This window comes from Kitasatospora sp. MBT63 (genome assembly GCF_000710465.2).
Lineage (GTDB): Bacteria > Actinomycetota > Actinomycetes > Streptomycetales > Streptomycetaceae > Kitasatospora.
Window position 1 is genome coordinate 1 of the sequence record NZ_JAIZ01000611.1, and the last position, 5,963, is coordinate 5,963.

At 68.6% G+C, this 5,963-nt stretch carries 8 protein-coding genes; 4 read left to right on the forward strand and 4 right to left on the reverse strand.

The annotated features are described in order from the left end of the window. Positions 1-668 precede the first annotated feature (668 nt). Positions 669-1,040: a hypothetical protein gene (locus AA75_RS31935; RefSeq protein ID WP_033823826.1), complete on the reverse strand. Its 372-nt coding sequence runs from the start codon at positions 1,038-1,040 to the stop codon at positions 669-671. 92 nt (positions 1,041-1,132) lie between these two features. On the opposite strand from AA75_RS31935, the gene AA75_RS54125 reads away from it, so the two are divergent. The 4 genes from AA75_RS54125 (at position 1,133) to AA75_RS46230 (ending at position 3,727) form a co-directional block, all read left to right on the forward strand. Next, the gene (locus AA75_RS54125; RefSeq protein ID WP_368666619.1) at positions 1,133-1,561 is read left to right on the forward strand and encodes an ATP-binding protein; all 429 of its coding nucleotides are present in this window, start codon (positions 1,133-1,135) and stop codon (positions 1,559-1,561) included. Between the two features lie 365 nt (positions 1,562-1,926). Further along, positions 1,927-2,211 (forward strand): DUF6221 family protein, encoded by a 285-nt coding sequence (locus AA75_RS31945; protein WP_033823828.1) that lies wholly within the window; start codon positions 1,927-1,929, stop codon positions 2,209-2,211. A gap of 40 nt (positions 2,212-2,251) precedes the next feature. Further along, positions 2,252-3,046, forward strand: coding sequence for a hypothetical protein (locus AA75_RS31950; RefSeq protein ID WP_233289286.1), 795 nt, complete (start codon positions 2,252-2,254; stop codon positions 3,044-3,046). A gap of 375 nt (positions 3,047-3,421) precedes the next feature. Further along, positions 3,422-3,727 (forward strand): hypothetical protein, encoded by a 306-nt coding sequence (locus AA75_RS46230; protein ID WP_368666621.1) that lies wholly within the window; start codon positions 3,422-3,424, stop codon positions 3,725-3,727. Positions 3,728-3,730: 3 nt separating this feature from the next. Here AA75_RS46230 and AA75_RS54130 read toward each other — a convergent pair whose 3' ends face one another. From AA75_RS54130 to AA75_RS31960, 3 genes are all read right to left on the reverse strand, one after another. Further along, entirely contained in the window at positions 3,731-3,856 is a 126-nt protein-coding gene (locus tag AA75_RS54130) for a DUF6221 family protein (protein ID WP_368666620.1), read from the reverse strand. A gap of 176 nt (positions 3,857-4,032) precedes the next feature. Next, positions 4,033-4,455, reverse strand: a complete 423-nt coding sequence (locus tag AA75_RS48235) for a hypothetical protein (protein WP_149038499.1) — start codon at positions 4,453-4,455, stop codon at positions 4,033-4,035. Positions 4,456-4,607: 152 nt separating this feature from the next. Continuing rightward, positions 4,608-5,854, reverse strand: a protein-coding gene (locus tag AA75_RS31960; protein WP_149038500.1) for an IS3 family transposase whose coding sequence is annotated in 2 segments (ribosomal slippage) — positions 4,608-5,512 and positions 5,512-5,854 — 1,248 coding nt in all. Because the reading frame shifts where the segments join, the coding sequence is not laid out codon by codon here. Between the last annotated feature and the right edge of the window lie 109 nt (positions 5,855-5,963).

Here is a 5,963-nt window from a genome sequence, read left to right on the forward strand (position 1 = left end):
CGGGGGCGGGGGTGGGGGGTGGTTCCGGGCACCCGGCCACCCTGCCAGCGCGGACCCCGCCGCGGGGCACCGCCGCGGCGGCCGTCCGACTTCCGTAAGGAGGCCGGGGCCGGTCGGCGGCGGCGAAAGGATGCACGCGATCCTGGTAACCCCGGGGGCCGGACCGCCCTCGGGGCGCACCCTCGCCCGGGCGGAGGCCCGGCAGTGAGGCCACGCGGCGGCTGCGGGCGACCTCACCGCGTTGGGAGGGCTCCGCGATTCGAATTCGTCTCCCCTGCTGATTCCACACGTACGTGGCGGGCGTTTCGAAGCCGGCCGTTTGTAGAGCCGCCGCGAGCATCCACTGACTCTGCTCCTCCAGCAGCAGCCGACCCATGCAGCGGACGGCCTCCGAGGTGACCGGGTCCGGCTCCAGCGGGTCACGTTGGTCACGTCCGCTGGAGTGGTGAATCGACGGCCACTCGGTGATCCAGTTTCAGACTATGCAGTGAGTGCGGTCGGGGTGGATGGCTGCCCCCCGCCTGCGCGGGGAGGACACCTACTCCAGCACCGACCACCTGTGGTGGCGCGGCTGACCCCCGCCTGCGCGGGGGGCAGGCCCACAGCGAGAACCTCGACCTCCGCCGCGAACTCGTCCGCCGCGGCCGGGCCAACGGGCCTTGCTGAGATCAGGCCTCCGTCATCAGCTTGATCAGCTCGGCATCGGTGGCCTCCGACCGAAGTCGGACATCGAAGTTGTATCCCTCGTCGCAGAACACCAGGTCAAGACCCGCGGGAGCGAGCCGATGAAACACGACCGCCAACCACACAGCGTCATCCTGCCAAAGATCCAAATAGAGGCAGGTGCCATCCTCATGCAGATACGCCTCGCCCGGACCGTCCTCCGTCTCGAAGGCCCAGCAGAAACTCCGCGCCTCGCTGTGGTGCGTCGAGTCGATCTCGACGCCCACCCACCTGCCCCGGATCGCCACCGTCAGTGCCTCGCGGTCGACTCGCCATCCGTCCGCTTCACCCTCGACGAACACCATGAACTTCGCCATGGCGAGTGTCTATCACCCGCGCCCGACACCGAGGCGACCGGCGCTCACACCCGACGTTCCATCGATCGCATCAGCGCTCTGACCTGCGAGGCATGCCAGCAGATGACTACCAACCGTTGATAACGCACGGCACCGGCAAGACCCACCTCGCCACCGGACTCGCTGTTCGGGCCTGCCTGGCAGGTCGCCTTCGCCACCGCCGCCCAGTGGGTCGACCGCCTCGCTGCCGCCCACCGGGCCGGCCGCCTCCAGGACGAGCCGTCAAGCTCGGCCGCTATCCGCTGATCGTGATCGACGAGGTCGCCTACATCCCGTTCGAATCAGAGGCCGCGAACCTGTTCTTCCAGGTGATCTCGAACAGATACGAGCGGGCCAGCGTGATCGTCACCTCGAACAAGCCCTTCGGAAAAGCGCACATGTTCCGGCGAACCCGTGCCTGGTACTGCCGAAACTTCATGGGTTCAGGCGGAGGCGAGATGGCTATGGTTACCGCGTCGGGGATCAGCGCGATCAACTGTTGAGACCAGCAGTCTGACTGCTGGGTTGCGACCTCGGCTCCGCAGGCGTCGCAGACGAGGTTGGGGCCGTCCAGGCCGTCGAGTCCGCAGCATCCGTTGAGACGGCCACAGTCAGGGTGTCTGGCCGCCCCCGAGATGTCGTCGGGGTTGAGCACGAACACGCCGGTGTGAGGGCTGACCGCATACGACCCGCGCGGCATCAGCGGTGGCAGGAACCTGTGTCCCGGCCAGGTGACCAGGGTCAAGCTCCTCAAACGCGCCGGCTATGGCCGGGCCAAGCTAGACCTCCTCCGCACCCGTATCCTCCTTCGGTCTTGAGGCAGGTCGGAGCCTCTCCGGCATCCCCAAGAGTGGAGGAAAATCATCTCGTGGACGACCTTCTGAAGTTCCTTCACGCCCGTAATGAGGCGGACAACCATGCCTATGCCTACGTGGCCCACCGCTTCGGAGGTGATGCCCTCCTCGACAGTCACCTGCCGATGCTCGACCTGGTCGACATGCTGGCGCGTGACTACGCGGCCATGGATCCCTCCGATACCCGCGTCGCCGGGCTCAGGTATGCCCTCCGCGTGCTCGCACAGTCGTACACCGAACACCCCGACTACCGCGAGGAGTGGCGACCTGAGACACCTGAGCCAACAGAAGGACCCTGAGCGTCACAAGATCAGCGACAGAGCCCGTGAACGTGCCCGGGTGGCCGTAGGCAGCCGAGGGCAGGGCCAATTAATTGAGGTGACAAGTTCCCGCCTGGTGGGCATGATCGGGCGGTTCTTCCGTCACGTGCGACTCCGGAGGCACACCACGACCATTCAACTCGCTCGGGACCTGCCGTGGCCCGCCGCAGACCCCCACCGGAACGCCTTCGACTGGGACGAGGGCGAGGCGGCACGGCTGACGGCCCTGATCGTCCCGATGGTGCCCTCCGATGCCGACCACGCGGCCGATCCGGACCGGATGGCGGGCTGGCGCTTCACCGACCGGGTCACCGCGCTGTTGGTGTCCCGGTACGGCCGGTGGGCCTGCGGCTGGGACTATTCGAACCACTTCGGGGGTCCCGTTGAGACTTGGTGCTGCGTCTCGGACTCGGTTGGAGGGGCGGAGGAGACCGCCGAGCGCGTCGTGACCTGCCTGCTGGAGTGGCGTGACTGGCTGGAGGACATCGCCGAGCGCTTCCAGCAGCTCGCACCGCATCCAGACGCGAACGCTGAGGACCGCAGTTGGCACCTGGAACGCGCCGTGACCCGCTTGGTCACCGCAGTCGTCAACAGCACCCATGCCGAAGGGGGGTGGTACCGGCTCTGCGGGACGACGCTGACCTGGTTCCTCACCTCCACCGGCCTGGGGCCGGACGAGGTCCGGAAGGCGGTGGACGCTGCCATCGGCGGCCGCTTCAAGAGCCACGTCGCCCCTGCAACGACCTTGGTCGACACGGTCGGCGAGGACCTGGCGATCGGCCTGACCGGCCGCGGGTTCTATCGTGAGCGGTGACGCGCTGGCCACCTGGTGCCTCATCAGGCAGGAGGTCGACTGGTCCTCGGCCGCCGAAGTGGATCTGACCCCGGTGCATCCGGCCGTGGACGGACTCGCCGCGTGGTTCGACGGCCCGGTCCGTCTCCGTAACGCTGACCGGGCCGACCGACTGCTCGCAGCGATGACCGAATCCCGGGCCGCGGCCGCCCGCGGCGAACCGCTCACCCCGGCCCTCCTGGCCGACTGGCAGAAGCTGGTCCTCGGCGTGGAGGAGGTTCACCTGCGCCGGAGCGACGCCTACGCCAAGGGCGGCCGGGAACGCTATGGACTCACGCCCGCACCTGGCAGGACTTCGCCGCGTACCTGCGCCAAAGCGCCGATCCGTCGCTGCCCCTGCCGACCCGCGCCGCCAGGGCGTACCTCGACATCGCCTTCTTCCACCCCTACCCGGACGGCAACGCCCGCCTGGCACTGCTAGTCCTCGCCCACGTCCTGCACCGGGAAGGCATACGCCTGGACGAAGTGGGACCGCTGCAGACAACGCGTTACGCAGACGACCCGAACGGCGCCCTCGACCTGGCAACGCTGATCACCGTACTGATCCAGGCCACTCACAGCTGGTCCACCACGCGGTGCGAGAGGAATTCTGCCGAAGCCAACAGGTGGGCACATTCACGGGCTCTGTCGCTGATCTTGTGACGCTCAGGGTCCTTCTGTTGGCTCAGGTGTCTCAGGTCGCCACTCCTCGCGGTAGTCGGGGTGTTCGGTGTACGACTGTGCGAGCACGCCGCAACACAAGGTCGTCAGCCAAGATGCGCTCGGGAACATCGCCTGGACGGAGGGCAGACTGCACGGCGTTTGGCTCCGCTCGCGGAATATCTCCCACCTGAACCTGAAGCGCAACGCCTTTTGGTCTCCCGCTGGGCGGAAGGCGCGGCTTGCCTGTGCGAGGGCGGCCGCCGGCCGAGCGGTCGATCCACCTGTCTTCCCCGCCTGCGCGGGGGTCAGCCGTCCTGGAGGAGGGCGCCCGCCAGGCCGCCGCCGCCCGCCAGCGCGGCCAGGAGTCCGCCGAGCGGCTCCGGCAGGAGGCCGAGGCAGCCGTTGCCGAGCAATCCCGGCTCGCCCGGGCGGCTCGGGGCAGGGCCGAGGCGCACGCCGAGCGCACCGTCCAATCCGCCAACCGCGAGGCCCAACGGATCAGGGCGGAGGCCGACACCCTCACCGCCGAGGCCCTTCAGCAGATCCGTGAGGCCGAGGCCAGGGCCGCCGAGGTGCGCGCCGAGCAGGAACGTCGCGAGCAGGCCGAGGCTGACCGCCGCCGCGGAAGGATCCGCACTGCGTGGCACCGAGGCCAGGAGAAGGTCCCCGCGGTTCTGCGAACGACCGTGCTGGTCGCGGGAATCGCCCACACCGCCCAGCGCGAGCACCAGCTCGCGGCGATGGCCGGGGCCAACAGCCTGCTCGCCTGGCTACTCGCGGTGTGCGTGGACGCCTGGGTACTCGCCGCTGCCCGCAGCAAGGTCCACCGGGAGATGCTCATAGGGGCCTTCGCCCGTGAAGGTGGACACGCGGTTGGTTGTCACGCGGCGAGAGTGAGCTTAGCGGTGTGGTGTCGGTGTTCGTATTCGTTGGGGCTGAGGTGGCCGTTGGCGGAGTGGCGGCGGCGGGTGTTGTAGCGGGTCAGCCAGGCGAAGACGGTCCTCCTGCAGGTGGCGGGATCGCCGTAGTCGCGGGCGCCTTGGAGCGTCTCGCGTTTGAGGGAGGCGTGGAAGCTCTCGCAGGCCGCGTTGTCCGCGCTGCTGCCGACCGCGCCCATCGGGCGGGTGACTCCCAGGTCCGAGCACAGGTCGGCGAAGGCCCTGGACCCGTATTGGGCCCCGTGGTCGGAGTGGAACACCGCCCCGTCCAGGCCGCCGCGGGTCGCGGCCGCCATCCGCAGCGCGTCGGCGACCAGGTCGGTACGCATGTTGTCGGCGATGGACCAGCCCACGACCTTGCGGCTGAAGCAGTCCAACACGGTCGCCAGGTAGAGGAACTCCCCCTCTGCCAGGGGCAGATAGGTGATGTCGCCCATGTACTTGCGTCCCGGTTCCGGGGCGTTGAAGTCCCGATGGAACAGGTCCGGGACTGCCTGGGCGGCCGGGTCGGGGACGGTGGTGCGGACTCTTCTGCGCAGGCGGATACCGGCGATGGAGTACGTCCGCATGACCCGGGCGACCCGTTTGTGGTTGACCAACGTCCCGGACTCGCGGAGTTCCGCGGTCACCCTGGGCGAGCCGTAGGCGCCGCCGGAGCCGGCGTGGATCCTGCGGATCTGTTCGACCAGGACCTGGTCCTCGCGCCGGCGGACGACCCTGGCGCCGGCCCCGCTGAGCCACTTGTAGTAGCTGGACCGGTTGAGGTCCAGGACCTGGCACAGCCGCTTCACCTCGTAGGTGTCCCGGTGGTCGTGGACGAACTGGAAGCGGCTCACCAGTTCGTCTCGCCGGCGAAATACTTGGCGGCCTTCCGCAGGATGTCCCGTTCGGTGGCCAGCTTCCGCTCGCCCGCTTCAAGCTCGGCCACCCGGGCCTCCAACTGCCGGATCCGCTCGTCCGGATCGTCGGACGCGGTCGGCTGTCCGGCCCTGGCTGCGGACGCGGCGCCGGTTCGCGGCCCGGTCGGGGCAATGCCGCGGCGCTCGCGGTCCCGCAGCACCCACTCGCGCAGTGTTGCCCTGTTGATGCCCAGGTCAGCAGCGATGTCCTTGTACGTCGCCCCGGGCGTGGACTCGTACAAGGCCACGGCATCGGCCTTGAACTCGTCCGAGTAGTCCTTCATCGCCATCGGCGGTGTTCTCGCTTCCTCCGGATCAAGCAGATCCAGTATCAGCGTGTCCACCCATCAGGGCGAAGGCCCAAAGCCGGGTAGTTAAGGGATTTCCGCTGGTGGCAAG